This is a genomic window from Streptomyces albidicamelliae (genome assembly GCF_025642175.1).
GTDB lineage: Bacteria > Actinomycetota > Actinomycetes > Streptomycetales > Streptomycetaceae > Streptomyces > Streptomyces albidocamelliae.
This window is the reverse complement of sequence record NZ_CP106795.1, coordinates 6,369,591-6,396,539: the sequence shown is the minus strand read 5'-3', so window position 1 is coordinate 6,396,539 and position 26,949 is coordinate 6,369,591. Positions and strand designations below refer to the sequence as shown.

General features: G+C 72.6%; 19 protein-coding genes and 1 pseudogene. 14 read left to right on the top strand and 6 right to left on the bottom strand.

Translation table 11 applies throughout. The features are described 5' to 3' along the window. Positions 1-6 precede the first annotated feature (6 nt). The 4 genes from N8I86_RS28935 (at position 7) to N8I86_RS28920 (ending at position 4,963) form a co-directional block, all read left to right on the top strand. The gene (locus N8I86_RS28935; RefSeq protein WP_404830839.1) at positions 7-1,461 is read left to right on the top strand and encodes an MbnB/TglH/ChrH family RiPP precursor modification enzyme; all 1,455 of its coding nucleotides are present in this window, start codon (positions 7-9) and stop codon (positions 1,459-1,461) included. 65 nt (positions 1,462-1,526) lie between these two features. Further along, positions 1,527-2,270, top strand: a complete 744-nt coding sequence (locus N8I86_RS28930; protein WP_263279048.1) for a DUF4142 domain-containing protein — start codon at positions 1,527-1,529, stop codon at positions 2,268-2,270. A 99-nt stretch (positions 2,271-2,369) separates the two neighbouring features. Continuing rightward, on the top strand, positions 2,370-3,149 hold the full coding sequence (locus N8I86_RS28925; protein ID WP_263279047.1) for a TIGR04222 domain-containing membrane protein: 780 nt from the start codon (positions 2,370-2,372) through the stop codon (positions 3,147-3,149). A 149-nt stretch (positions 3,150-3,298) separates the two neighbouring features. Further along, entirely contained in the window at positions 3,299-4,963 is a 1,665-nt protein-coding gene (locus N8I86_RS28920; RefSeq protein ID WP_263279046.1) for an alpha/beta hydrolase, read from the top strand. A gap of 1 nt (position 4,964) precedes the next feature. Here the strand turns inward: N8I86_RS28920 and hemQ are convergent, their stop codons facing one another. Both hemQ and hemG read right to left on the bottom strand, forming a co-directional pair. Further along, positions 4,965-5,696 (bottom strand): hydrogen peroxide-dependent heme synthase, encoded by a 732-nt coding sequence (gene hemQ / locus N8I86_RS28915; protein ID WP_073897431.1) that lies wholly within the window; start codon positions 5,694-5,696, stop codon positions 4,965-4,967. Positions 5,697-5,701: 5 nt separating this feature from the next. Next, on the bottom strand, positions 5,702-7,171 hold the full coding sequence (gene hemG, locus N8I86_RS28910) for a protoporphyrinogen oxidase (protein ID WP_263279045.1): 1,470 nt from the start codon (positions 7,169-7,171) through the stop codon (positions 5,702-5,704). A 190-nt stretch (positions 7,172-7,361) separates the two neighbouring features. Here hemG and N8I86_RS28905 point away from each other — a divergent pair, with 190 nt between their 5' ends. Further along, positions 7,362-8,336, top strand: a complete 975-nt coding sequence (locus N8I86_RS28905) for a DUF4349 domain-containing protein (RefSeq protein ID WP_263279044.1) — start codon at positions 7,362-7,364, stop codon at positions 8,334-8,336. 27 nt (positions 8,337-8,363) lie between these two features. Beyond that, positions 8,364-9,788: an FAD-dependent oxidoreductase gene (locus tag N8I86_RS28900; RefSeq protein WP_263279043.1), complete on the top strand. Its 1,425-nt coding sequence runs from the start codon at positions 8,364-8,366 to the stop codon at positions 9,786-9,788. Here N8I86_RS28900 and N8I86_RS28895 read toward each other — a convergent pair. Next, a complete protein-coding gene (locus tag N8I86_RS28895) occupies positions 9,772-10,059 on the bottom strand; it encodes a hypothetical protein (RefSeq protein ID WP_073897440.1) in 288 nt (95 codons plus the stop codon). The two genes, N8I86_RS28900 and N8I86_RS28895, sit on opposite strands and share 17 nt — an antisense overlap. Positions 10,060-10,144: 85 nt before the next feature. Between N8I86_RS28895 and N8I86_RS28890 the strand changes: the two genes are divergently transcribed. Continuing rightward, positions 10,145-10,969, top strand: a complete 825-nt coding sequence (locus N8I86_RS28890; protein WP_073897442.1) for a rhomboid family intramembrane serine protease — start codon at positions 10,145-10,147, stop codon at positions 10,967-10,969. A gap of 1 nt (position 10,970) precedes the next feature. On the opposite strand, the gene hemE is transcribed toward N8I86_RS28890, so the two are convergent. Further along, on the bottom strand, positions 10,971-12,038 hold the full coding sequence (hemE, locus tag N8I86_RS28885) for a uroporphyrinogen decarboxylase (RefSeq protein WP_073897444.1): 1,068 nt from the start codon (positions 12,036-12,038) through the stop codon (positions 10,971-10,973). A gap of 98 nt (positions 12,039-12,136) precedes the next feature. Here hemE and N8I86_RS28880 point away from each other — a divergent pair, with 98 nt between their 5' ends. From N8I86_RS28880 to N8I86_RS28860, 5 genes are all read left to right on the top strand, one after another. Next, on the top strand, positions 12,137-12,808 hold the full coding sequence (locus tag N8I86_RS28880; protein WP_263279042.1) for a DUF3000 domain-containing protein: 672 nt from the start codon (positions 12,137-12,139) through the stop codon (positions 12,806-12,808). A 281-nt stretch (positions 12,809-13,089) separates the two neighbouring features. Continuing rightward, positions 13,090-13,749 carry a response regulator transcription factor gene (locus N8I86_RS28875; RefSeq protein WP_073897449.1) on the top strand — a complete coding sequence of 220 codons (660 nt, stop codon included), beginning with the start codon at positions 13,090-13,092 and terminating at the stop codon, positions 13,747-13,749. A 146-nt stretch (positions 13,750-13,895) separates the two neighbouring features. Further along, a complete protein-coding gene (locus N8I86_RS28870; RefSeq protein WP_263279041.1) occupies positions 13,896-15,185 on the top strand; it encodes a ribonuclease D in 1,290 nt (429 codons plus the stop codon). A gap of 304 nt (positions 15,186-15,489) precedes the next feature. Continuing rightward, complete coding sequence (locus N8I86_RS28865; protein WP_073897453.1) at positions 15,490-16,710, top strand: thiolase family protein; 1,221 nt, start codon at positions 15,490-15,492, stop codon at positions 16,708-16,710. Beyond that, a complete protein-coding gene (locus N8I86_RS28860; protein WP_073897455.1) occupies positions 16,707-18,836 on the top strand; it encodes a 3-hydroxyacyl-CoA dehydrogenase NAD-binding domain-containing protein in 2,130 nt (709 codons plus the stop codon). The genes N8I86_RS28865 and N8I86_RS28860 overlap by 4 nt, the downstream gene beginning before the upstream one ends. A 58-nt stretch (positions 18,837-18,894) precedes the next feature. On the opposite strand, the gene N8I86_RS28855 is transcribed toward N8I86_RS28860, so the two are convergent. After that, the gene (locus N8I86_RS28855) at positions 18,895-20,415 is read right to left on the bottom strand and encodes a hypothetical protein (protein ID WP_263279040.1); all 1,521 of its coding nucleotides are present in this window, start codon (positions 20,413-20,415) and stop codon (positions 18,895-18,897) included. Positions 20,416-20,509: 94 nt separating this feature from the next. Between N8I86_RS28855 and N8I86_RS28850 the strand changes: the two genes are divergently transcribed. Next, entirely contained in the window at positions 20,510-21,415 is a 906-nt protein-coding gene (locus N8I86_RS28850; protein WP_317633653.1) for an endonuclease/exonuclease/phosphatase family protein, read from the top strand. A gap of 450 nt (positions 21,416-21,865) precedes the next feature. Here the strand turns inward: N8I86_RS28850 and N8I86_RS28845 are convergent. Beyond that, positions 21,866-25,414: pseudogene (locus N8I86_RS28845) on the bottom strand (bifunctional glycosyltransferase/CDP-glycerol:glycerophosphate glycerophosphotransferase); the annotation flags it as partial. A gap of 375 nt (positions 25,415-25,789) precedes the next feature. On the opposite strand from N8I86_RS28845, the gene N8I86_RS28840 reads away from it, so the two are divergent. Continuing rightward, the gene (locus tag N8I86_RS28840; protein ID WP_073897463.1) at positions 25,790-26,881 is read left to right on the top strand and encodes an LCP family protein; all 1,092 of its coding nucleotides are present in this window, start codon (positions 25,790-25,792) and stop codon (positions 26,879-26,881) included. Positions 26,882-26,949 lie beyond the last annotated feature (68 nt).

The window sequence follows — 26,949 nt, the reverse complement described above, 5'->3', positions numbered from 1 at the left end:
GGCGCCATGCGGCGACTGGGCACGGGGATCGGCTGGCGGCCGGAGATCGCGGACGCCGTGGAACGCATGCCGGGCATCGACTGGGTGGAGGCGGTGGCGGAGAACCTCTGCCCGGGCCACCTCCCCGAGTCGCTGCGGCGGCTGCGCGAGCGGGGCGTGACGGTCGTCCCGCACGGCGTCTCCCTCGGCCTGGGCGGCGCGGACCGCCCCGACGAGGGCCGGCTGACGGCGCTGGCCGAGCGGGCGGAGGCGCTCGGCGCCCCCCTGGTCACCGAGCACATCGCGTTCGTCCGGGCGGGCGGTGCGCTCACCGCGTCCCCGCGTCTCGAAGCGGGCCATCTGCTGCCCGTGCCGCGTACCCGGGACGCCCTCGACGTGCTGTGCGAGAACGTACGCATAGCGCAGGAGGCGCTGCCGGTGCCGCTCGCCGTGGAGAACATCGCCGCCCTGTTCTCCTGGCCGGGCGAGGAGCTGACCGAGGGACAGTTCCTGTCCGAACTGGTCGAGCGGACCGGGGTACGGCTCCTCATCGACGTGGCCAACCTGCACACCAACCACGTCAACCGGGGCGAGGACCCGGCGCAGGCGCTGGCCGCGCTGCCGCTGGAGGCGATCGCCTACGTCCATGTCGCCGGCGGCTTCGAGCGGGACGGCGTCTGGCACGACAGCCACGCGCACCCGGTGCCGGCCCCGGTCCTCGATCTGCTGACCGACCTCGCCTCCCGGGTCGCCCCGCCGGGCGTCCTGCTGGAGCGCGACGAGAACTTCCCGGAACCGGCAGAGCTGGAGAGGGAGTTGACCGCGATCGGGGACGCGGTCGGCGAGGGGCGCGCCCGGGCGGCCGACGGCCGGGCTCCCGCGGCCTGCCCACCGGCCGGCCCGGCGGGCAGCGCGGCGGCCGGTCCGGCGGACGGGGGTGTCGCGGTCCTCACGCGGACGGCGACGGGAGTGCGCGCCCGGGAGGCGACCCGGGAACGGCTGGGGGTCGCGCAGGCCGCCGTACTGTCCGCGCTGGTCGCCGGGACACCGGTGCCGGAGGGCTTCGACCGGGTGCGGATGGGGGTGCAGGCGCGGGCGCTCGCGGCGAAACGGGCCGGCGTGGTGGCGAGGGTGGCCCCCGAGCTCCCGGAGATCCTGGGCGCGGGATACCGGCCGGCGTTCCTGGAGTACGCCCGGACGCGGCCGATGAGCGGGGGCTACCGGCGGGACGCGCTGGACTTCGCCGGCCATCTGCTGCGCACCGCGCCGCCCGCCGGGGCGGCGGCCCGCCGGGAGCTGCGGAACTGGTGGCTGGACCGGGCCGGCCCGGCCCCCGCCCCCGCGGCCCGGTGGCACGGGCACGGGCGCTGCTGCGGAGGGGCTGAGACCCGGGGGGGACGGCCGGGCGGGGCCGGTGCGTCCGAGGGCACGGGCGGGGGCCTGACGCCCCGGGGGCGCGGGCCGGGTCCGCGCCCCCAGTAATATGCCAAGCCGCACCCACCCACCCTCAAGCACCCCTGGTGTGCGGTGCCGTATCAGGAGGCGCCATGCGACCGCGACCCCCGCTCGAGGGCCGAGGCATATTCAGCGGTACCGGGCTCATCATCACGGGCCTGGCGGCGACGGTCGTGGCGCTGCTCGTCCCGCTCTGGTCGTACGCCGACCGGCCGGACACCGCCTCCGCGGGCGTGCTGAGCGCACGGACCGTCACCACCCCGTTCGGCCCGCTGTCCGAGCAGGACCGGGACTTCATCACCAAGGTCCGGCTCGCCGGCCTGTGGGAGCTGCCCGCCGGCGAACTGGCGGAGCGCGAGGGGACCAGCCCGGCCGTCCGCACCGCCGGAACGCACCTCGTCGACGGCCACAGCTCCCTCGACGCCCATGTGCGGACCGTCGCCACCCAGCTCGGCATCCCGCTGCCCAACGAGCCGAACGAGCAGCAGAAGCAGTGGCTGGCCACCCTGGGCGCGGCCCGCGGGCAGGACTTCGACCGCCGGTTCGCGGGCATCCTGCGCCTGGCGCACGGCCGGGTGTTCTCGCTGGTCGCCCAGGTGCGGGCGGGCACCCAGAACTCCCTGGTGCGCGACCTCGCCGACGACGCCAACGCCACCGTCCTCGACCACATCAAGATCCTGGAGGCGACGGGGTACGTCGACTTCGCCGCGCTGTCCCGGGATCTCGCCGCCTCCGCGCCCCCGGTCCCCCCGCCCCCGGCCGTCGCGCCGGGCGCCGCCGTCCCGGTGACGCCCCCGCCCTCGGTCACCGGCGCACCGCCGACGAGCAGCCCCTGACCTGCGCGGGAAACGGAACGTCACGTACCCGCAACGCTCGGAGTTCGAATACTGAACAGGGCATGGCGTTCGCACGGGCCCCTGGCATACAAACACGTCATGTTCTGGGTCCTTCTTCTCCTTCTGGCCTGGGCGTTCGCCGGCCTCGCGTGCACCCGGCTGTGCCTGGCGGCGGTCCGCGCGGCGGCCTCGGACGCGGGCGGCACCGCACCGGACGGGGCGCACGCGCTGACGCTGTACGAGGCGGCCTTCCTGTCCGGCGGCCCGGCCCGGGTCGCCGACGTCACCCTGGTCTCGATGGCCCGGCAGCGGCGGCTGCTGCTCGCGCACACGGGCTGGGCGACAGTGGTCGACCCGCGGGGCCGTGACGAGATGGAACGGTCCGTCATAGGGGCGATAGGCCCCGAGGGTCAGTCCCGGATCGCCCCGGTGCGGGCCCGCGCGGCCGGTGCCGAGTCCGTGCGCCGGCTGGCGGACGGACTGGTGCGCGCGGGTCTCGCGGTGCCCGACGGCTCGGGTGCGACCGTGGGCGCGGCCGTGCGCCAGGTGCGGGCCGCCGCGCTGACCGTCGTCGTGCTGGGCGCGGCCGCGCTGGCGCTGCCCGTCCAGACGGGGACGCCCCGGCTGCTGGTCGCCCTGTGGTTCGCGCTGCCCCTGACGCTGTCGCTGAGCTGTCTCGCCATCGCCCGGTTCGAGGTGCACCCGTACTCGCGCTGGGCCTCCCCGGCCGGTCAGCGGCTGCTGGGCGCGCTCACCCGGGGTCCGGCCGGCGACGAGCGGTCGTTCCTCACCTCGGTCGCCGTGCGCGGCATCCGCGCGATCGGCGAGCCGGAACTGCGCGCGGCCTTCGCCCATCGCGACCAGCCCTGGCGGGAGTGAGGGCACCCTCGGGGGCGCACAGGGGGCATTGACGCCGACACCGGCCGGGTGGTGCTTGCCTTCACCGACGGCCGCCCGAAACATCCCTTGTTGGTGTCGCCGGGCCGTGGCAGCCGTGCCATCGCCGCCGCGCACCGGAGGGAAACGCGATGAGAGCTGCCGCCCTGTACTCGGCCGCCGGGTCCTTGCTGCTGGCCGGGCTGGCCGCGGCCCCCGCGGGCGGCGCGCCCGCCGCTCCCGGGGCGCCCGACGCCTCCGGCGCGGCCGAACTGCGCGGCACCGCCGTGGCCGCGGCGCGCGCCCGGGCGGCCGGTGTCGACTTCGGCGCGTGCTCCGCCGCCGACGTCCCGGAGGCGCCCGGCGGCCTGCGCTGCGGCACGGTGAGCGTCCCGCTGGACTACGCCCACCCGGACGGCAAGCAGATCAGGCTCACCGTCAGCCGGATGCGGGCCTCGCAGAAGGACCCCCACAACAGCAAGCGGAAGGTCCCCCGGCAGGGTGTCCTCGTGTACAACCCGGGCGGTCCCGGCGCCTCCGGCATGTACTTCCCGCTGATCGGCATGGTCCCGGAGTGGAAGCGGATCGCCGCCGCGTACGACCTGGTCGGCTACGCGCCGCGCGGCGTCGGCCGTTCCGCGCCGCTGTCCTGCGAGGACCCCCGGCGGTACTTCAAGGCGCCCACCGCGTCGCCGACGCATCCGTCGGAGGCGTACAAGCGCGAACGCGTCGCGGCGGCGAAGGCGTACGCGCGCGGGTGCGCCCAGCGGTCGGGCAGCGGGCTGCGCCACTACACCTCCCTCAACAACGCCCGTGACCTCGACGTCCTGCGGGCCGCGCTGGGCGAGGACCGGCTGACGTTCATGGGCGCGTCGTACGGCACCTACTTCGGCGCGCTGTACGCGTCGATGTTCCCCTCGCACGTGCGGCGGATGGTGCTGGACTCGGCGGTCGACCCGGACCCGGCGAAGATCTGGTACCGCAGCAACCTGGACCAGTCGGCCGCGTTCGAGGAGCGCTGGACGGACTTCCGCGAGTGGATCGCCCGCCACGACGACGCCTACCGGCTCGGGAACACGCCCGCGAAGGTGCAGCGCGGTTACGACACCGCGCGGGAGCGGCTGGCCGGGAAGGCGGCGGGCGGCAAGGTCGGGCCGGGCCAGCTGCAGAACGCGTTCCTGGCGGCCGGGTACTACGACGACTTCTGGCCGAGCCGGGCCGCGGCCCTGTCGGCGTACCTGCACGGGGATCCGCAGCCGCTGGTCCGGCTGGCGGCCCCGATGGCGGAGACGGCCGCGGAGGCGGAGAACAGCAGCGCGGTGTACACGGCCGTGGAGTGCAACGACGCGCCCTGGCCCACGGACTTCGCCGTGTGGGACCGCGACAACACCCGGCTCGCCCGGGTCGCGCCCTTCGAGACCTGGGACAACGCCTGGCTGAACCTGCCGTGCGCCTACTGGCAGGCACCCCGCCGGCAGCCGGTCGACGTGCGCACCGGCCCGGGTGAGCTGCCGCCGGTGCTGATCCTGGCGGCCGAGAGGGACGCGGCCGCGCCCTACTCGGGTTCCGTGGAGATGCAGCGGCGGCTGGCCGGCTCGGTGCTGGTGACCGAGCGGGACGCGGGCACGCACGGCGTCGCCGGCGGCCCGAACCGCTGCGTCAACGCCTACTTCGACGCCTACCTGCTGGAGGGGCGCCTCCCGGCGCGGCACGCGTCCTGCGCGCCGCGCCAGGAACCGAAGCCGGACGCCTCCGTCGGACGGACCGCCGTGGAGGTCCGGCGGGACGGCGTCAAGGGCAGCAGCGGCCGGCGCTGACTCAGGCCAGGCCGGCGACCAGCTCCGCCACCGACTTGCGGCGGCCGGTGTAGAAGGGCACCTCCTCGCGGACGTGCCTGCGGGCCTCGGAGCCGCGCAGGTGACGCATGAGGTCGACGATGCGGTACAGCTCGTCGGCCTCGAAGGCCAGCACCCACTCGTAGTCGCCGAGGGAGAACGAGGCGACCGTGTTGGCGCGCACGTCCGGGTAGCCGCGGGCCATCTTGCCGTGGTCGGCGAGCATGCGGCGGCGGTCCTCGTCGGGGAGCAGGTACCAGTCGTAGGAGCGCACGAAGGGGTAGACGCTCACGTAGTTGCGGGGCGTCTCGTCGGCGAGGAACGCCGGGATGTGCGAGCGGTTGAACTCGGCGGGGCGGTGCAGCGCCATGTTCGACCAGACCGGCTCCAGCGCGCGGCCCAGCCTGGTGCGCCGGAAGAGGTTGTACGCCTCCTGGAGCTGGTCGCTGGTCTCGGCGTGCCACCAGATCATGAGGTCGGCGTCGGCGCGCAGACCGGAGACGTCGTAGGTGCCGCGGATCGTCACGTCCTTGGCGGCGAGCTGGTCGAACAGCTCCTGGACCTCGTCCGCGTATCCCGCGCGGTCCTCGGGCAGCACGTCCTTCAGCTTGAAGACCGACCAGAGGGTGTAGCGGATGACCTCGTTGAGGTCCTTGGCCAGCTTGCCCTTGTTCGGGATCCTGCCGGACTCGGTGGTGGAGGCGTCGTCACTCATGGTCCCTATTGTCCCGCGCCGCCGTGCAGGCTCTGCACCGGGTTGGCCGTCAGCTCGCGGACCGCGCGCAGGTCGCCGTCGAGCTGGTCCACCGCCGCGTTCGCGCTCGCGATGCAGGCGGGGATGCCGACGCCGTCGTACTGCGCGCCGCACACCGCGAGGGCCGGCAGCGCGGCCACGTGCGCGCGGATGCGGGCCACGCGCGCGTGGTGCCCGACGGGGTACTGGGGCAGGCCGTCGGTCCAGCGGGTGACGCGCGTCGCCACGGGCACCGCGTCCAGGCCGGTGGCCTCGCGCAGGTCGTGCCGGGAGATCTCCACGAGGCCGGCGTCGTCCCGCCCGAGGACCGCCGTCTCGCCGTGGCGGCCGACGGAGGTGCGGACCACGACCACGTCGGGGTCCTCCTCGGCGATCCACCCCCACTTCTGGGAGGCGAAGGTCGACGCCTTGATGGTGCGGCCGTCGACCGGCGGCACCAGGAAGCCGCTGCCCTCGGGCAGCCGCAGGCCGGCGCGCCGGTAGGCGAGGGTGACCAGGGCCATCGAGGCGTACTCGACGGCGGCGAGTTCGGCGGCGGCCGCCGGGGACTCGGCGCGCAGCAGGCCGGCGGCGGCGGGGGCGGGGACGGCGAGGACGACGGCGTCCGCGTGCAGTTCCCGGTCGCCGGCCAGGACGCGCCAGCCGGCGTCCGGGCGGTCCGCGGTGCCCGTCCGGCGCAGCTCCCGCACCCGCGTCCCGGTGCGGATCTCGCCCCCGCGGGCCCGCACCGACGCGGCCACCGACAGCGGCAGGGTGCCCACGCCGCCCTCGATGCCCATGAACACCGGGCCGGTCTGCGGGGCGGCGGCCGCCGTCGCCTGGATCTCGCGGACCGCCTCCGTCAAGGAGTCGTGGGTGAGGGCCGCCCGGTAGAGCTGCGGGACCGCGGAGCGCAGCGAGATGCGGTAGGCGTCGCCCGCGTAGACCCCGCCGAGCAGGGGGTCCACCAGCCGGTCGACGACCTCGCGGCCGAGCCGGGCCGCCACGTACTCCCCCACGGCCACGTCGTCGCCGACCTCGGTGCGGGGCAGGTCCGCGTCCCGTTCGATGCGGGCCAGGCCCTCGTCGGACAGGACGCCGGAGAGGGCGGCGGCGGTGCCGGGCACGCCCATCACATGGCCCTTGGGCATGGGGCGCAGGGCGCCGCGGGTCCAGATCGAGGCGGTCGCGGTGGCCGGGGTCCGCAGCCGCTCGGCGAGACCCACCTCGCGGGCCAGGGTGACGGCCTCGGGCCGGCGGGCGAGCATCGACTCGGCGCCCAGGTCGACCCGGGCGCCCGCGATCTCGCCGGCCAGCAGCTTGCCGCCGACCCGGTCGGCGGCCTCCAGCACGGTCACGCGCGCGCCCCGCCCGAGCAGCCGGTGGGCCGCGGCCAGCCCGGCGATACCGGCCCCGATGACGACGACGTGCCCCGCTCGCGTACCCGTTGTGCTCATGTCCCCACTCTCTCAGACCGCCTCGGCAGGCCCGCCGGGGCCCGGGGCGCCCCGCCGCACCGGCCCGGTGTCCGGGCCGAGTCCGGACCGTGACCGCTTCGGGACCGGCGGGCCCCAACGTTCCGGGCGCCCCCGCCGTCGAAGAAGCGTCACGGTCCCAATGAGTCCCAGCCATCGGGGGTTGCCGCCCATGCACACGCAACGATCCACCGGATCCGCACGGTCCGCGCGCTCCGTCCGGGCCCTCGCCGGGGTCCTGCTCGCCGCGTCCCTGGCGCTCGCCGGGTGCAGCGGCGCGAGCGACTCGGCCGGGGACGCGAAGTCCGCCGCGGGCGCCGAGGCCCGCCAGGACAGCGGCGCCGGCGCCACGGCCGACAAGGGGAAGGCCGCGCCCAGGACGGCCGACCTGGCCCCGAGCGCGATCATCCGCACCGCGTCCCTCACCGTCGAGGTGAAGGACGTGCCGAAGGCCCTGTCCGCGGCCCGGTCGGCGGCCGAGGGCGTGGGCGGCTTCGTCGGCGACGAGAGCACGACCCGGGACGCCGACGGCCACGAGAACACGCGGGTCGTGCTGCGCGTGCCCACCGAGAAGTACGACGAGGTCCTGACCTCGCTGCAGGGCACGGGCCGGCTCGTCGACCGCACGGCGAAGGCGGTGGACGTCACCGACCGGGTCGTGGACGTGGAGAGCCGGATCAGGTCGCAGCGGGCCAGTGTGAACCGGATCCGGGCGCTGATGGACCGGGCGGCGAAGCTGAGCGACGTGGTCACGCTGGAGGGCGAACTGAGCAGTCGGCAGGCGGATCTGGAGGCCCTGCTGGCCCGGCGGGCGTCCCTGAAGGACCGCACCGATCTGGCCACCATCACCCTGTCGCTGTCCGAGACACCCGTGAAGAAGGCCGCCCACGACGACACGCCCGGGATCGTGGACGCGCTGGCGGGCGGCTGGCACGTGTTCGTCACCATCCTGCGCTGGATCGTCCTCGCGCTCGGCGCCGCGCTGCCGTTCGCGGGGTTCGCGGCGCTGCTGGCGGTGGTGTGGCTGCGGGTCGTACGCCCCCGGCTGCCGCGCCGTGCCGGGCACGCGCCGGCGACGACCGCGGTGGGCCCGCTGCCCTCGGCCCGTCCGGCGCCGGAGACCGCGCGGGAGGCGGACCGGGACTGAAATGCCCGCGCCCCGTAGCGTGTTCCCATGAGCATGAGCGCTGCGCGGGGCGGGACGGAACGGCTGGTCGTGATCGGCGGCGATGCCGCGGGGATGTCCGCGGCATCGCAGGCACGCCGGCTGAGGGGCCCGGACGAACTGGAGATCGTGGCCTTCGAGCGCGGCCACTTCACCTCCTACTCGGCGTGCGGCATCCCGTACTGGGTGGGCGGCGAGGTCGGCGAGCGCGACCGGTTGATCGCGCGTGCGCCCGAGGAGCACCGGGCGCGCGGCATCGATCTGCGGCTGCGCACCGAGGTCGTCGGGATCGACGTGGCCGGGCGGCGGGTGCGGGCGCGTGACGTCGACTCCGGCGCCGAGTCCTGGACGCCGTACGACAAGCTGGTGATCGCCACCGGTGCCCGCCCGGTCCGCCCGGACCTGCCCGGTGTGGACGCCTTCGGGGTGCACGGTGTGCAGACGCTGGACGACGGCCAGGCCCTGCTCGACACGCTGGCCCGCACGCGCGGCCGCCGGGCGGTGGTCGTGGGCGCCGGGTACATCGGCGTGGAGATGGCCGAGGCGATGATCAACCGCGGTTTCGAGGTGACGGTCGTCAACCGCGGCCGGGAGCCGATGTCGACGCTCGACCCGGACATGGGCCGCCTGGTGCACCGGGCCATGGAGGGCCTCGGCATCACCATGGTGAACGACGCCGAGGTCACCAAGCTGCTCACCGGCGAGGACGGCCGGGTCCGCGCGGTGGCCACCGAGGACGCCGAGTACCCGGCGGACCTGGTGATCCTCGGCATCGGCGTCCGTCCGGAGACGGCCCTCGCCCGGTCGGCGGGTCTGCCCCTCGGCGCCCACGGCGGCCTGCTCACCGACCTCGCGATGCGGGTGCGCGGCCACGAGGACATCTGGGCGGGCGGCGACTGCGTGGAGGTGCTGAACCTGGTGTCCGGCCAGGAGCAGTACGTCCCGCTCGGCACCCACGCCAACAAGCACGGCCAGGTCATCGGCACCAACGCGGGCGGCGGATACGCCACCTTCCCGGGTGTGGTCGGCACGGCCGTCAGCAAGGTCTGCGACCTGGAGATCGCCCGCACCGGACTGCGGGAGAAGGACGCGCACCGGGTGGGCCTGCGGTTCGAGACGGTCACCATCGAGTCGACGAGCCGGGCCGGCTACTACCCGGGCGCCTCCCCCATGACGGTCAAGATGCTCGCCGAGCGCCGCACGGGGCGGCTGCTCGGCGTCCAGATCGTCGGCCGGGAGGGGGCCGCCAAGCGCGTGGACATCGCCGCGGTGGCGCTGACCGCGCAGATGACGGTGGAACGGATGACGGCCCTGGACCTGGGCTACGCACCCCCGTTCTCACCGGTGTGGGACCCGGTCCTGGTGGCGGCGAGGAAGGCGACCTCCAAGGTGCGCGCGGCCGTCGCCGCGGACCCCCCTACGCCGTCCCGCTGATCCGCGGCAGCGAGGTGACCCCCGCGTTCGACGTCACGGCCGGGGGCTGCTCCGCGGAGGGCTTGGCGTGGGACGCGGACGGGCGGGTGGAGCGCAGGCGGTGGCCCACCGCCTCGTCCAGCGTCACGGGCCGCTGCATCTGCACGGCGAGCCGCCCCGCCTCCTGGCCGAGCCGCGCCACGTCCTCCCAGGGGAGGCGTACCACCAAGGACAGCTCTGCCTCGCCGTCGGGCAGAGCGTGCATGGCCGAAACCTGCGGAGCGTTCGTCATCGCCTGATCCTCACGTCGGTTGAGGAGGGATACGCACGCGCGCCCGCCGGCGTTCACCGGGCCCCGTCGCGGGCAGTACTCCTGTGTGGTCATCCCCGTCCATGACGTGAATCCGGTGCGCCGCACCCCCTGGGTGACGTACGCGCTCATCGCCGCCAACGTGCTCGTGTTCCTCAGCACGCCCGGCCTCGCCGGCTCCGTGGCCGGCGACGGTGAACTGGTGCGGCTGTGCCATCTCCAGGCCTTCATGGACCAGTACGCGGCGGTCCCGAAGGAGCTGATACACCATCAGCTGCCGCGGCTGGTGCCCACGGGCGAGGTGGGTGTGGGCCCGCACGGCCCGGGCTGCGTCGTCGGCCCGCCCGGGTACCACAAGTCACCGGCGCTGTCGGTCCTCACGGCGATGTTCCTGCACGGGGGCTGGCTGCATCTGCTGGGGAACATGCTGTTCCTGCTGATCTTCGGGAACAACGTCGAGGACCGGATGGGCCACGTCCGGTACTTCCTCTTCTACGTCGTCTGCGGCTACGCGGCCGGTTACGGCTTCGCGCTCCTCAACGCCTCCTCGGGCGACCCGCTGATCGGCGCCTCCGGTGCCGTGGCCGGCGTGCTCGGGGCCTATCTGGTGCTGTACCCGAGGGCCCGGGTGTGGGTGCTCGTGCCGTTCCTGGTCTTCCTGCCGCTCCGGCTGCCCGCCTGGATGGTGCTGGGCTTCTGGTTCGCGCTCCAGGCGGTGTACTCCTCCGGGCACGGCGTCTCCGGGGCCGGGACGGTGGCGTACGCGGCCCACGTGGTCGGCTTCGTGGTGGGCATGCTGCTGGCGTGGCCGCTCAAGCCGGGCACGCCCGCCCCGCCGGAGCCGCCCGGCCTGCTGTTCGGCAGGCGGGCGCGGCCGTACTACACCTGGTGAGTCAGCGCGCGGTGCGCGTGTGGACGTACTCGACCAGCCGGGTCAGCGCGTCCGGGTCGGTGTTCGGCATGACACCGTGGCCGAGGTTGAAGACGTGGCCCTCCAGACCGGCGGCCGCCCGGAGCACCTCGCCGGCCTTGGCCTCGACGGTGTCCTTGTCGGTGAACAGGACGGTCGGGTCGAGGTTGCCCTGGAGCGCCTTGCCGGGGCCGACGCGACGCACCGCCTCGTCCATCGGGACGCGCCAGTCGACACCGACGACGTCCGCGCCGGCCTCGCCCATGAGCCGCAGCAGCTCACCGGTGCCGACACCGAAGTGGATGCGCGGGACGCCGTACCCGGCGACCGCGTCGAACACCTTCGCGGAGGCGGGCATCACCGAGCGGCGGTAGTCCGCCGGCGCCAGCGAGCCGACCCAGGAGTCGAACAACTGGACCGCGCTCGCGCCGGCCTCGATCTGCACCTTCAGGAAGGCGGCCGTGATGTCGGCGAGCCGGTCGAGCAGGTCGGCCCAGAGCTCCGGGTCGCCGTACATCATCGCCTTGGCGTTCTCGTACGTGCGCGACGGGCCGCCCTCGACCAGGTAGCTCGCGAGGGTGAACGGGGCGCCCGCGAAACCGATCAGCGGGGTGGCGCCCAGCTCGCGGGTGAGCTGGCCGATCGCCTCGGTGACGTAGGGGACGTCCTCGGGGGTGAGGTCGCGCAGCCGGGCCAGGTCGGCGCGGGTGCGGATCGGCTGCTCGACGACCGGGCCCACACCGGGCTTGATGTCGAGGTCGATGCCGATGGCCTTGAGCGGGACGACGATGTCGCTGAAGTAGATCGCCGCGTCCACGTCGTGGCGGCGCACCGGCTGGAGCGTGATCTCGGTGACCAGCTCGGGCATCATGCAGGACTGGAGCATCGGAACGCCCTCGCGCACCTTGCGGTACTCGGGCAGCGAGCGGCCTGCCTGGCGCATGAACCACACGGGGGTGTGCGGTACGGCTTCGCGCCTGCACGCCTTGAGGAAGGCGCTGTCGTACGTCGCTGTCGGCTGCTGGCCCGAAGGGCTTCCGTTGGCACTCACGACGGCAAGTCTCCCACGGCCCGGGAAGGAGAAGTGCGCCTGCCCTTCGGGGGTGTCCCTCCCTGCGCAGGGGCCCTGTTCCCCTTACTCTTCCCCGCATGGCTGCGGCTCAGGGACGACTGTCGGACGGCGCTGACGGAATGGACGACGCGAAGGACACCGCGCAGGGGCGTGCGGGCGGTGCACTGCCGCCCGCGTTCCGGGCCGCGGTGGACGCGCTGCGCGCCGCGCGGGTGCGCTCGCAGGTCGAGGTGGAGCCGACACCCGCGCCGCAGCGGCTCGCCCCGCACGCGTACGCGCTGGAGGCGGTGGTGGTCGACGGCGAGCAGGAGCTCGCCGACGGGCGGCTGGTGCTGCTGCACGACCCGGCCGGGCACGACGCCTGGCAGGGGACGTTCCGGCTGGTGACGCTGGTGCGCGCGGAGCTGGAAGCGGAGATGGCGGCCGATCCGCTGCTGCCGGAGGTGTGCTGGTCGTGGCTGACCGGCGCGCTCCAGGGGCGGGGACTCGGCTACGGCGAGCCGAGCGGCACGATCACGCGTGCGAGTTCGCACTACTTCGGTGGCCTGGCCGAGCGGCCGGCCGCCTCGCAGATCGAGATCCGGGCGTCCTGGACACCCCGCGAGGGCATGGGCGGAGTGCCGGACACGGCCGCGCACCTGGCCGCCTGGTGCGATCTGCTGGCGCAGGTCGGCGGTCTGCCGCCGGCCGGTCCCGGTGACGCCTCCGTGGTGACCCTGCCGCAGCGCAGGGGCCCGCAGTCGCGGTGACCTGACCGCCCCGATCCGCCGACATCACTCCGACGGACGCCTTATTGACCCTCTCTTTGTCGATACGGCCACTTTCCGCACTCGAAGCGCATCCGCTCGAACCGACTCGATCTTCGGATGATCGATCGCGTGTCCGAATTGCACAGATTGTTACTCACTAGATCGTGATCATTCTCTAAAGGCGGACGAGTTTGCTGCCGAAGACGACTGTGACCTTGAAAGCACGGTTCGTCCCGGCTTCCTCCCCAAAGCCGGCCCCTTCCCCCCACCCAGGAGGCCTGGTGTCCGTTCTCCTCGAGCAGCCCGCAAGCCTGGTCGCCTACCGCCCGAACAAGCCGACCGCCATGGTGGTCGTGGCCGACCCGCGCGTCCGTTCCACCGTCACCCGCCATCTGTGGGCCCTCGGGGTGCGCGACGTCATCGAGGCCTCGTCCGTCGCGGAGGCCCGTCCCCGTATCGGCAACCCGCGCGACATCTGCGTCGCCGACGTCCACCTGCCCGACGGCTCCGGCCTGACCCTGCTGTCCGAGACCCGCGCCGCGGGCTGGCCCAACGGCCTGGCCCTCTCCGCCGCCGACGACATCGGCGCGGTCCGCAACGCCCTGGCCGGAGGGGTCAAGGGCTACGTCGTCACCGGCACCCGCACCAACATCGGGCTCCCCGCCCGTCCCGGTGCCGCTCCCCTCGGCGGCGCCGCCCGCATGCACCGCCGTCCCCCGGGTGCCCCGAGCCACCCGGGTGGCTACCGGGAGCTGTCCGGGCGCGAGGTCGAGGTGCTGCGGCTGGTCGCCGAAGGCCAGTCGAACAAGGCCATCGGCGTCTCCATGGGCCTGTCCGCCCTCACCGTCAAGAGCCACCTGGCCCGCATCGCCCGCAAGCTGGGCACCGGCGACCGCGCCGGCATGGTGGCGGTGGCCCTCCGTACCGGAATCATCCACTGACCCCACCGCATGCCCCGCTCGGCGGAACGCCGGTTCCCTCGTGTGAACCGGAAGTTTCACCGACCTGACTGGTTTACGACCCTCGGGCGCCCGTCGACGGAACGTTCCGGCGACGGGCGCCTTCCACACACCGATACCCTTGACAGGTGACCGACGCCCAAGACACCGCAGCAGACAGTTCCCTGCGCACCAGCGGAGGCACGCCTCCCGAAGACGCCGGATCTTCTGCGGTGGGGGCGCCGACACCGCTGCTCGAGCCCCGCGAGGGCATTCCGCCCGTGATCGCCGACGAGGCGGCCCTCGCCGAGGTGGTCGCCGCGTTCGCCGCCGGCACCGGCCCCGTGGCCGTGGACGCCGAGCGCGCCTCCGGCTACCGGTACGGCCAGCGCGCGTATCTGGTGCAGCTGCGCCGCGAGGGCGCCGGCAGCGCGCTGATCGACCCGGTCGCCTGCCCGGACCTGTCCGGCCTGGGCGCCGCGCTGTCCGGCGTGGAGTGGGTGCTGCACGCGGCCACCCAGGACCTGCCCTGCCTGCGCGAGATAGGCATGGTCCCGACCCGGATCTTCGACACCGAGCTGGCCGGCCGGCTCGCCGGCTTCCCCCGCGTCGGCCTCGGCGCCATGGTCGAGGGCGTCCTCGGCTACGTGCTGGAGAAGGGCCACTCGGCCGTCGACTGGTCGACCCGGCCGCTGCCCGAGCCCTGGCTGCGCTACGCCGCCCTGGACGTCGAGCTCCTCGTCGACCTGCGCGACGCCCTGGAGAAGGAGCTGGACCGGCAGGGCAAGCTGGAGTGGGCCCTGCAGGAGTTCGACGCGATCGCGGCGGCGCCGCCCGCCGAGCCGCGCAAGGACCCCTGGCGCCGGACGTCCGGGATGCACAAGGTGCGCCGGCGCAGGCAGCTGGGCGTCGTCCGGGAGCTGTGGCAGACCCGGGACCGCATCGCGCAGCGCAGGGACGTGTCGCCGGGCAAGGTGCTCAGCGACGCGGCGATCGTGGAGGCGGCGCTCGCCCTGCCCTCCGGCGTGCACGCGCTGTCCGCGCTGAACGGGTTCGGGCACCGGATGGGCCGCCGGCAGCTGGAGCAGTGGCAGGCCGCGGTCGACCGGGCCAAGGCCCTCCCCGACACCGCGCTGCCGCAGCCGGGCCAGCCGGTGACCGGCCCGCCGCCGCCGCGCGCGTGGGCCGACAAGGACCCGGCCGCCGCCGCTCGGCTGTCCGCCGCCCGGGCCGGGGTCTCGGCACTGGCCGAGGAGCTCGGCATGCCCCAGGAGAACCTGGTGTCCCCGGACACGGTCCGGCGGCTGTGCTGGGAGCCGCCCGCCGTCGCGGACGCCCCGGCCGTGCGGACGGCGCTGGCGGGCTACGGCGCCCGTCCGTGGCAGGTGGAGCAGGTGACTCCGGTGCTGGTCGCCGCATTGGCGACGAACGACGCCTGATCCACCGCGGGACCCGCCCCCCCCCCGGCGGCCGCGGGATCGTCATGGCAGGTCGCGGCGGTTTTCCGCGCCCTGCGGGGCGCACCGCCGGCGCCACCGGCGCATCGAGATCAGGCCATACCGGCGTACGCGGACCTCGCGCACGGCCGTCCCCCGCCGCCTTTCGGCACCGGCTCCCCGGTGTGACCTTCGCCGCTCCCTCCGGCAGGACTGTGCAGCTACGTTACTCATAAGTAGCATGGGTCCTGAGCGCGCGCTCAGCGCAACGCAGCAGTGCCATCCCGCACCCTGGAGGAGAGCCATCGTGCCTCGTACCGTCAGGGACGTCGTCTTCGTCGACGGCGTCCGCACCCCGTTCGGCAAGGCGGGCCCGAAGGGCATCTACCACGAGACCCGCGCCGACGACCTCGTCGTGAAGGCGATCCGGGAGCTGCTGCGCCGCAACCCCGGCCTGGACCCCAAGAAGATCGACGAGGTCGCCATCGCCGCGACCACGCAGATCGGTGACCAGGGCCTGACCATCGGCCGCACCGCCGGCATCCTCGCCGGTCTGCCGCAGTCCGTACCCGGTTACTCCATCGACCGCATGTGCGCCGGCGCCCTGACCGCCGTCACCGCGGTCGCCGGTTCCGTCGCGTTCGGCGCGTACGACGTCGCCGTCGCCGGCGGTGTCGAGCACATGGGCCGCCACCCGATGGGCGAGGGCGTCGACCCCAACCCGCGGTTCGTCAGCGAGAAGCTGGTCGACGAGTCGGCCCTGTTCATGGGCATGACGGCGGAGAACCTGCACGACCGGTACCCGCACATCACCAAGCAGCGCGCCGACGAGTACGCGGTGCGCTCGCAGGAGAAGGCCGCCAAGGCGTACGCCAACGGCAAGATCCAGCAGGACCTCGTGCCGATCTCGGTGCGCCGGACCAGCCCCGACGGCGGCGAGACCGGCTGGGGCCTCGTCACCGCCGACGAGCCGATGCGCCCGGGTACGACCCTGGAGAGCCTCTCGGGTCTCAAGACGCCGTTCCGCGTGCACGGCCGGGTCACCGCCGGCAACGCGGCCGGTCTGAACGACGGCGCCACCGCGTCGCTCATCGCGAGCGAGGACTTCGCCCGCGAGAACGGCCTGCCCGTCAAGATGCGCCTCGTCTCCTACTCCTTCGCGGGTGTGGAGCCCGAGGTCATGGGCTACGGCCCGATCCCGGCCACGGAGAAGGCGCTCGCCCAGGCGGGCCTGTCCATCTCCGACATCGGCCTGTTCGAGATCAACGAGGCCTTCGCCGTCCAGGTGCTGGCCTTCCTCGACCACTACGGCATCGCGGACGACGACGAGCGCGTCAACCAGTACGGCGGCGCGATCGCCTTCGGTCACCCGCTCGCCTCCTCCGGCGTCCGTCTGATGACGCAGCTGGCCCGCCAGTTCGAGGAGCAGCCGCAGGTCCGCTACGGCCTGACCACCATGTGCGTCGGCTTCGGCATGGGCGCGACGGTCATCTGGGAGAACCCGCACTTCGACGGAGGCGACAAGTGAGCACCACCGCTGAACTCCTGAAGGGCGCGGCCGAGCTGTTCCCGGACGAGGTCGTCACGCAGGCGCACGTCCGCCACTTCGACCTGCCCTTCGGTGCCGGCCGGTTCGCGCTGATCACGCTGGACAACGGCCTGGACCACACCAAGCCGACCACCTTCGGTCCGCAGTCGCTGGCGAACCTCAACGCCGCGATCGACCAGGTCGAGAAGGAGGCGGCCGACGGCACGATCGTCGGTGCCGGTGTCACCGGCAAGCCGTTCATCTTCGCCGTGGGCGCCGACCTCAAGGGCGTCGAGCTGCTGAAGCGGCACGAGGACGCGCTGGCCATCGGCAAGGGCGGCCACGAGGTCTTCAAGCGCCTCGCGTCCCTCGCGGTCCCGACCTTCGCCTACTACAACGGCGCGGCCATGGGCGGCGGCGTCGAGGTCGGCCTGCACTGCACCTACCGGACCGTCTCCAAGGCGATCCCGGCGTTCTCGCTGCCCGAGGTCTTCCTCGGTCTCGTCCCGGGCTGGGGCGGCTGCGCGCTGCTGCCGAACCTGATCGGTGCCGAGAAGGCCGTCTCGGTCATCATCGAGAACTCCCTGAACCAGAACAGGCAGCTCAAGGGCAAGCAGGTCTTCGACCTGGGCATCGCCGACGCCCTCTTCGAGGGTGCCGACTTCCTGGAGCAGTCGCTGATCTGGACCGCCCAGGTGCTCAAGGGCGACGTCAAGGTCGAGCGTCCCGCGATCGACCGCGGCGAGGGCTGGGACGAGGCCGTCGCCAAGGGCCGCTTCATCGCGGACTCCAAGGTGCACGGCGCGGCCCCGGCCGCCTACCGCGCCCTCGACATCATCGCGGCCGCCAAGGACGGCGACCTGCAGCAGGGCTTCGACGCCGAGGACCAGGCCCTCGCCGACCTGATCATGGGTGGCGAACTGCGCTCCGGCATCTACGCGTTCAACCTGGTGCAGAAGCGCGGCAAGCGTCCCGCGGGCGCCCCGGACAAGAACCTGGCCCGCCCGGTCACCAAGGTCGGTGTCGTCGGCGCCGGTCTGATGGCCTCCCAGCTCGCCCTGCTCTTCCTGCGCCGTCTCGAGGTGCCGGTCGTGCTGACCGACATCGACCAGGAGCGCGTCGACAAGGGTGTGGGTTACGTCCACGCCGAGATCGAGAAGCTGCTCGGCAAGGGCCGGATCAACCAGGACAAGGCCAACCGCCTCAAGGCGCTGGTGACCGGTGTCCTGGACAAGGCCGCGGGCTTCTCCGACGCCGACTTCGTCATCGAGGCCGTCTTCGAGGAGATCGGCGTCAAGCAGCAGGTGTTCGCGGAGGTCGAGGCGGTCGCCCCGGCGCACGCGATCTTCGCCACCAACACCTCCTCGCTGTCGGTGTCGGAGATGGCGTCGAAGCTGAAGAACCCCGAGCGGGTCGTCGGCTTCCACTTCTTCAACCCGGTCGCGGTGCTGCCGCTGCTGGAGATCGTCCGCGGCGAGCAGACCGACGACGCGTCGCTCGCGACCGCGTTCGCCGTCGCCAAGAAGCTGAAGAAGACCGCGGTCCTCACCAAGGACGCCCCGGCGTTCGTCGTGAACCGCATCCTGACCCGCTTCATGGGCGAGATCCAGAACGTCATCGACGAGGGCACCCCGGTCGAGGTCGCCGAGAAGGCCATCGAGCCGCTCGGTCTGCCGATGTCCCCGCTGGTGCTGCTGGAGCTGGTCGGACCGGCGATCGGTCTGCACGTCTCGGAGACCCTCAACCGGGCCTTCCCGGAGCGCTTCACGGTCTCGCCGAACCTCGCGGCCGTCGTCAAGGCGGGCAAGCGCGGCTTCTACGTCTACGACAGCGGCAAGCCGGAGCTGGACCCGGAGGTCGCCGCGCTGCTGAAGCAGGGCGACGTCGTGCTGACCGAGGAGCAGGTGCGGGCGCGGGTGCTCGACGCGGTGGCGCAGGAGATCGGGCTCATGCTCGACGAGGGTGTCGTCGCCGAGGCCCAGGACATCGACCTGTGCCTGATCACGGGCGCCGGCTGGCCCTTCCACCTGGGCGGCATCACGCCGTACCTGGACCGCGAGGGTGTCTCGGAGCGCGTGAACGGCAAGAAGTTCCTGGCTCCGGGCGTGGCGAGCGTCCCGGCGTAACGCCGATCGGTACCTGAGAGGGGGCCTCCGCCGCGGCGGAGGCCCCCTTTCGCGTCGCTCAGTAGGTGCCGCCGTAGTAGGGCACCGCGCCCGCTCCGGCCGGGACGTCCATGACGGTGAACGGCACCTGGGTCACGGCCGATTCGCCGCCCGCGGTGTCCACGGCGAAGACGTCGACGATGTGCACGCCGGGGCTCCACGGCCAGCCCGAGTCCCAGGACCAGCTGCCGTTCGCGGCGACCGCGGCGCCGCCCAGCAGCACCCCGTTCTCCCGGAACCCGATCTGCGCGGCGCCCGGGGCGGCCCCGCTGAAGACCACGCGGGCGTCCATCACCTGCTCGTGGGCGACGGGTGCGAGCACCATGGGCGCCGCCTCGCTGTGCCCGACCGTGGACACCCTGGCGTCCGGCATCCCCTGGCCGGAGGCGAAGGACGGGACGGCCGGTGCGTCCACCGCGGTGAACGGCACCTCGGACCGCTCGGAGTGGAAGCCCTCGGCGTTCACCGCGAAGAGTCTGACGAGGTGCTTGCCCTTGGTCCAGGAGCGGTTCAGCTCCCAGGACCACGTGCCGTCGGGGGCGACGGGCGGCGAGCCGAGGAACTTGCCGTGCTCCCACAGGCTCACCCGGACGGCGCCGGGCGCGACGCCGGTGAACACGGCGCCCGTCATGGGGACTTCGGCGTTGAAGGCGGGGCTCAGCACCGTCGGCGGCGGGAAGCTCTGCGAGTCCCTCACCATCGACGTGCCGGACAGGTAGGCGTTGATCCCGGACTTGTCGCGGTCGGGCTCCTCGTAGCCGTTGCGCACGAAGCCCAGGCGCGGTGGCATCCCGTCGGCCAGCAGGTTGACGATGCCCATGAGCGCGGGGACGTTGCGCCGGGTGACCTGGGTGTGGTCGGTGATGAACGGCGACTCGCTGTAGATGAAGTTGAAGTTCTCGTAGCCCTGGAAGAGGCCGAGGAAGGGTTCCACCTGGGCCGTGTACTGCTCGTCCTGCGGGGAGGAGAGCAGATAGATGTTGGCCTCCCTGTTGGTTCCCGACCGCACCAGCTCGGGCAGGATCGCGTCCACGGCGCGCACGTTCTCCTCGGGCACCCCCTCCCCCAGCATGAACGCGGCGACCTTGGGGTGGACGGTGGCGACGTACGTGCCGACGAGGAACTGCGGGACGATCGAGACGATGTTGCGGAAGCCGTACCGCAGCCCGAAGTAGAGGGCCGCGCTGCCGCCCTTGGAGCCGCCCCACATGGTGACGTCGTCGGGGGTGAGGGAGAGCGCCTTCATGACGTTGAAGATGAGCGTGGCGACGGACTGCTCCAGCGAGAAGTCCATGTCCTTGCACAGGTAGTAGCTGTTCATGCCCTGGAACCGGTCACGGATCCACAGGATGTTCGCCCTGACGTTGTCGAAGACGCCGTTGGACCAGCCGTAGTCGTCCGGCGCCGAGAAGTTGGCGAAGACGACGACCAGGTGCCTGTTGCCGTTCTTGGCGTGGGCGAACCGGTATTCGACGGGGAACGTCCCGGAGGCTTCGATCCCGTTGAGCAGTTGCCGCCCTGTCGCGGGGGATTTGGACATGTACGGACTCCACTCTCGGTTGTGCTTCGAAGTCGGTCGGGTGCGGCGTACCGGATGATTGGCCAATGATCAGCTGATCGGACATGATGTCCTGATGTTTCGGACCAGTTCCGCGTCGGCGGCCGGCTCCGGCGGCTTCCCGTGGCGCCCGGTGGCCGTCGCGGCGGCGCTGCTGGGCCTCGTGACGGCGGTGGCGTCGACCCGGCTGTCCGGGCCGGCGCGGTCCGCGGCGCCGGGACGGACCCTGACCGTGGCCACCTGGAACATGTGCGGTGTCGAGCAGTGGAACTGCCGGAGCACCGGGAGCCCCGCGGCCAAGCGGAACGCGCTCGTGGCGATGGCCTCCCGGTCCGGCGCGCGGGTGTTCTTCCTGCAGGAGGTCTGCGCCGGTGATCTGGACAGGGTGCGCGCGGACCTCGGCGCGTCCTGGCACACCGAGTTCCGGCCCTACACCTGGCGCGGTGTCACGGGGCGTACGACCACGGTGCGCTGCGCCGGAGCCGGGCAGGGTGCCGCCGGTGTCGCGCTGCTGTCGGCGTACCGGCTGTCGGCCGTCGCGCCGGTGGCGTCGCGGCAGCCCGCCGTGGGGCTGCGGCGCGGCATCCTCTGCGCCACGGTCGCGGACCGGGACGTCCGGGTGTGCACCGCTCATCTCAGCCGGCCCGGGGACGACCGCGCCCACCCGGACTGGGAGCTGCGCGACGACCAGTTGACGGCCCTGGCGACGGCGGTGCCGCGGCGCACGGTGTACGGCGGTGATCTCAACACCGACCCGCCGGGGCCGCGCGACCCCGACTCCTGGGTCTGGCCGGCCGGGCCCTACGGGGCCCAGCGGGAGTGCGATCAGGCGTCCGCGTCGTCCCGCTCCGGCCGGCCCACGCATGTCTCGGGGCACAAGATCGACTACCTGTTCACGGACCTGCCCCGCCTCGGCTGCTCGGTGCGCGGTACCGGCGCGTCCGACCACTACGCCCTGCTCCTGCGGGTCCGGACGCGCTGACGGGCGGCCGGCCCGGCGGGCGCGGACGGGCGCCTGCGGCTGGTTCACCGGCGAGGTCATGGCTGCCGGCAGCCGTTCGCCGTGGCACGGACCGGCGTCACACGACCACGCCCTCGTACGCCCGGCCGTCCGGGAGGCCGCGGCCGCCGGGAACTGCCCGGCCTGGGCTGTCCAGGCGCCGGGGTGGTGGGGCTGGCCGGGCACCGCGTCCACCAGGTGGGGGGCGGTTCCGGCCGGGGCCTGCTGGGCGGCCGCCCGCGGCGCGGCGAACCAGTTGTGGTCGTGCCACTGGTGGATCGGGGTGAGCGCCCGCATCGTGTGGCGGGTGTCGACGGTGCCCACCGCCGGGGCGTGCGCGTCCCCGGGCGCGAGGTCGCCGCCCGCGACCAGCATCCGGTCGGCGAGCCGCGCGGACGCGTAGCCGTCGTCCAGGTCGCAGAACTCGCGCTGGAACCAGCGGTAGCGCTCCGCGTAGTGCTCCTGGATCCGGTCGATCCCGCGGATGGCGGTCACCAGGTCCTCGGAGCGGTACAGCAGCGGGCCGGGAGCGCTGTTCTCGAAGTCGAAGTAGAAGCCGCGCAGCGTGTCGCGGTAGTGGTCCAGGTCGTAGGTGAAGAAGAGGATGGGCCGCCCGGTGTTGACGTAGTCGAACATCAGGGACGAGTAGTCCGTGATCATCACGTCCGTGATGAGGGACAGGTCGGCCATGTCGGGATAGTCGGAGACGTCGAAGACGAATCCGTCGCCGGCGCCCGGCACCGGGTCCACCACGTTCGGATGGCGGCGCACCAGGAGCACGTGGTCGGCGCCGAGTCGGGCGCGCGCGTCGTCGAGGTCGACCCGGAAGTCGAGCTTGTACTTGCCCGGCGCGTAGAACTGGTCGTCGCGCCAGGTCGGCGCGTACATCACCACGCGCTTGCCCTCGGGCAGACCGATGCGCCGCCGGATCTCCCGCTCCCGCTCCTCCATGCCTGCCCGGCGCAGGATGTCGTTGCGCGGGTAGCCCGACTCCACCATCTCCCCGGGGAAGCCGAACGCCCGCTTGAGGATCGGGGTGGAGAAGCTGTTGGGCGAGACCAGCATGTCCCAGTTCCGCACCTCCTTCTCCACCCGCTCCAGGTAGCGCTGGTCCGCGAAGTGGATGGCCTCGATGTCGTGGCCGATCTTCTTCAGCGGGGTGCCGTGCCAGGTCTGCACGACGACCTGGCCCTCGCGCTTCTGGAACCAGTCGGGCAGGTGGTTGTTGGCGACGACGTACCGGCTGCGCGCGAGGGCGTCGTACCACTCGGGCGACCACATGCGCACCGGCTTCGCCGTGGGCGGGACCTGGACCTGGTCGTCCCGTACGACGAAGAGGTGCTCGAGGTCCGTGCCGCGGCGGACGAGTTCCTCGTGCAGGGCCCGCGGGCTGTCGGAGTACTGGGTGCCCTTGAAGGCGTCGAAGAGGATCGCGGGACGCACCGGTGCGCGGCGCGCCGCCGGGTAGGCCCGGGTGCGCAGCTGCTTCTGGCGGTAGGGGCCGCGGGCGTGGTCGGGCATGGCCGAGTGGACCATCAGGGAGAGCCGGTCGTACGCCTCCGCCTGGATCTCGTAACGGCGCTCGCCGCGCTCGTAGTCCTGCGGGAACGCGCCGATGACGTCCTGGTGGAGCTTGACCATCAGGTCCTCGAGCCGGTCCTCGCGGGCGACCGCCGAGAGGTCCTGGCGGCGCAGGAAGAAGTCCCAGCGGCCGGCGGCGAGCGGGATCCGCCCGGCGAGGGTGCGCATGGCGGCGGGACTGAGGACCGCGCCGAACCGGGAGCCGTCCCAGACCAGCGGGACGGCGCGTTCCGCGCCGTGCGCACGCGAGCGCACCACCAGGTGCGCGTCCCGGTACTGCTCGGGCGTCAGGCGGTCGGCGGTGTCGTACCGGCCCTGGATCTCCAGCGAGCCGTCCTCCCGCCAGGCCACGTGCGTGGCCATCGGCAGGGCGGCGCGCTCGAACAGCACCAGGTAGCCGGAGCCGTTGCGGTGGACGACGACCTCCCGGTCGCCCTCGCGGGTCTGGAGCGCGGCGGGCATGCGGTAGAAGCCGTCCTCGGTGTCCTCCGCGACCACCGGGTAGATGGGCGCCTTGCGCCCCTCGACGTGGAAGGTGGTCTTCCAGCCGTTGCTGCCCATGCTCCAGGACTGCGGGATGTCCGTGCCCGCCTGCGCGTCGGCCCGGAACTTCGGGACCAGGTGGCGCAGCGGGATCCTGGCCGCGAAGGTGCACCAACCGTCGCCGCCCGGGGTGAACCACACCCGGCCGTCGTGCCGTCCGGCGCCGCTCATGCTGGTCACCCGGAGCTTGCCCCAGTCCGGGACCTTGGGACCGAGATAAACGCCGCGCAGCTCCAGCTGGTCGCCGACGAGGCGGTGGCTGGTGATCCGGCAGCGCACGACCTCCACGCGCAGCTTCAGCTTGTCCTGGAGGAACAGCGGCAGGATGCGGGTGTTCTTGTCGACGTACCGGTAGGGCGGGTTGGCGGCGCTGCCGGCGCCGCCGCGGTTGATGCCCCGGTAGCGGAAGAGGCCGCGGCTGAGGACGCCGGCCGCGACGTCCCAGGTGCCCTCGACCCATTTGCCCTTCTGCTTCAGGCGCGTCGTGTCGATTCGCGTCTCGAAGCCGGCCCAGTCGTAGCAGTAACGATTCTGCGCCGAGTTCTCGGTGGCCTGCGGTGCGTACGTGGTCTTCGCCGGCGTGACGACCATCCGGCCCTGCTTCTTGTTGCGCAGGGCGATCGCCTTCACCGACATGTGCTTCTTGTGCACGTTGATGTAGCGGACGTACGCGGTCCCGCTGAGCGTGAGCAGGTCCGAGTTCTCGCTCCAGCGCGCGGCGCTCAGGGCGCCGTGCAGGGAGAACTCCTTGTCCAGCCGGTACGCCTTCTTGTCGAGGCCGATCTCACGGTCCCCGAGGCCGGGGTAGTTCAGGTAGCGGTGGAAGCGGCGGTGCACGGGCAGCGGGCCGCCGCGGCGCTCGAACTCCAGGACCTCGAGGAGCTGCGGAAGCCGGTCCTCGCGCACCAGGAGCCACTTGACCCGGGCCTCCGCGGGCAGTTCGTCGATGACGGTGAGGTCCGCCTCGTCGAGGAACTCGTTCGCCCACCGCATGAACGACTCGCGGTACTCCTCGTCGGCGTCCGGGAGCACCTTCAGGTGCAGCAGCAGGTCGGACTTCAGGCACGCGAGGTCGTACTTGCGCTTGCTGTCCAGGTACTCCCGCGAGCCCTGCTCGGCGAGGAAGCGGCTGACCGTCTGCACGGCCGTGACGCGGTCGCGCAGGTTCGACAGCTCGGTGTACCGCTGGGTGATGGACGGGGCGGCTCCGCCCTCGCGGCGGCGCCAGTAGTAGACGACGTCCGTGACCACGTCGACCTTCTCGGCGCGGAAGTGGGCGTACATGTTGACCCAGGAGTCCTCGTACAGGACTCCCTCGGGGAACCGGATCCCGTTGCCGTCCCAGAAGGACCGCCGGAACACCTTGTTCCACACGGTGCGGTCGTAGATCAGGGCGTCGAACTTCGTGATGTGGGTGCCGCGCCGGTTCTTCTGCATCGGCCCCTTGTGCAGCGGTGACTGCCACTTCTTGGTGGAGTTCATCATCTGCACGTTGCCCGAGACGAAGTCCGCCGCGGATTCGTCGAGGGTGCGGATCAGCAGCTCGTAGGCGTATTCGGGAATGACGTCGTCGCCGTCCACGAACGCGAGGAACTCCGCGTGCGGGTGCAGGGAGCGCAGGCCCGCGTTCCGGGCGTGCCCGGGGCCGTGCGCGTGCTGGCGGATGAGCTTGAAGCGCGGGTCGGCGGCGCAGTAGTCGGCGGCGATGCGCACCGAACCGTCGCTGGAGCCGTCGTCGACGAGGATCACCTCGAAGTCGCGGAACGACTGACGGGCGATCGACTCCAGGCATTCGGCCAGGTAGTGCTCGACATCCTGAAAGGGAACGACAACACTCAGGCGCGGATGATCCGCCAACTCGCACTCCTACCCAGACATTTCGTCCACCGGGACATCGAACAGTCCCGTACCGGACGCCCCACCCTCAAAGCGGCCGTGCACCCGGGCCGACCCCCTTGCCGGCCGTGCACCACCCGCACCTGTGACCCCGGTAAAACCCCCTCCACCGTTGTTCACAGGTGAACCACATCTTATTTCACTCTTACCAGTGGTCAAGACTTGTTCATGTGCCATCCATCTCAATCCCCGGGTATCGTCACCCGCCCCCCAAATCCCCTCGGCGAGGTGCCTATAGTTCTCCCACTGCATCCACAGCATCAGTGGGCCGGCCTCCCCCCACCCGGGCCCCGATCCTCCGCATCGCGGAGCCCGTGAGGAGAGGAACCGAAGGCGATGACGCACAGCGCCACCACCGAGCCGCGGCGTGCCCGCCGGGGCGCGTCGAACGGCGGGCGGCGAAAGCCGCAGGGCGGCAAGAGGCGCTGGGGCCGCATCGTGCTGCTGTCCGTCCTGGTCCTGCTGCTCGCCGCGGGCGGTGTGGGCTACTGGCTCTACAGCGACCTCGACGACAACATCAAGGGCGTCGACATCGACAAGGCGATCGGTGACGACCGCCCGCGGAAGCTGCCGACGTCGGGTCAGAACATCCTGATCCTGGGGTCCGACTCACGGGCCGGCGCCAACGCGTCCCTGCACACGGGCAACGTCTCCGGCGCGCGCTCGGACACCGCGCTGGTGATGCACATACCCGAGGGCCGCACCAGGGCCGTCGCGGTCAGCATCCCCCGCGACACCCTGGTGACCCGGCCCGACTGCACGAAGACGGACGGCACCGAGGTGGCCTCCGCGAAGCGTGTGATGTTCAACTCCATCTACTCCCAGGTGGGTCCGGCCTGCGTGGTCAAGACCGTCGAGCAGATCTCGGGGGTCCGCATGGACCACTACGTCGAGATCGACTTCGCCGGCTTCAAGGGGCTGGTGGACGCGATAGGCGGTGTGGACGTCACCGTGGACCAGGACATCCACGACTCCTCCAGCGGCCTGGACCTGTCCGCCGGACCGCACCGGCTGGACGGCACGCAGGCGTTGCAGTTCGTCCGCACCCGGCACGGCATAGGCGACGGCAGCGACCTGGGCCGCATCGGACTGCAGCAGCAGTTCATGATCGCGCTGCTGTCCGAGATCAAGAAGCAGGACCTGCTGGGCAGCCCCACCAAGACCTACAAGATCGCCGACGAGCTCACCGCCGCGCTCACCACCGACTCCGACCTCGCCTCGCTCTCCAAGCTGGCGGAGTTCGGCCGCAGTCTGAACGGCGTCGACCCCTCCACCATGGAGACGATCATGCTGCCGGTGGCGTACGACAAGGTCGACCCCAACCGTGTCGTGGCGGCGGAGCCGCAGGCCACGCAGCTCTGGAAGGCCATCCGGTCCGACGCCGCGATCCCCGAGTCGGCGAAGAAGTCGCCCGCGACGGGCGGCTGACGACACGACGATGCCGGCCGGCCGCCGAGTCAGCGGCCGGCCGGCATCGTGCGTCCGTGCGCCGGAAC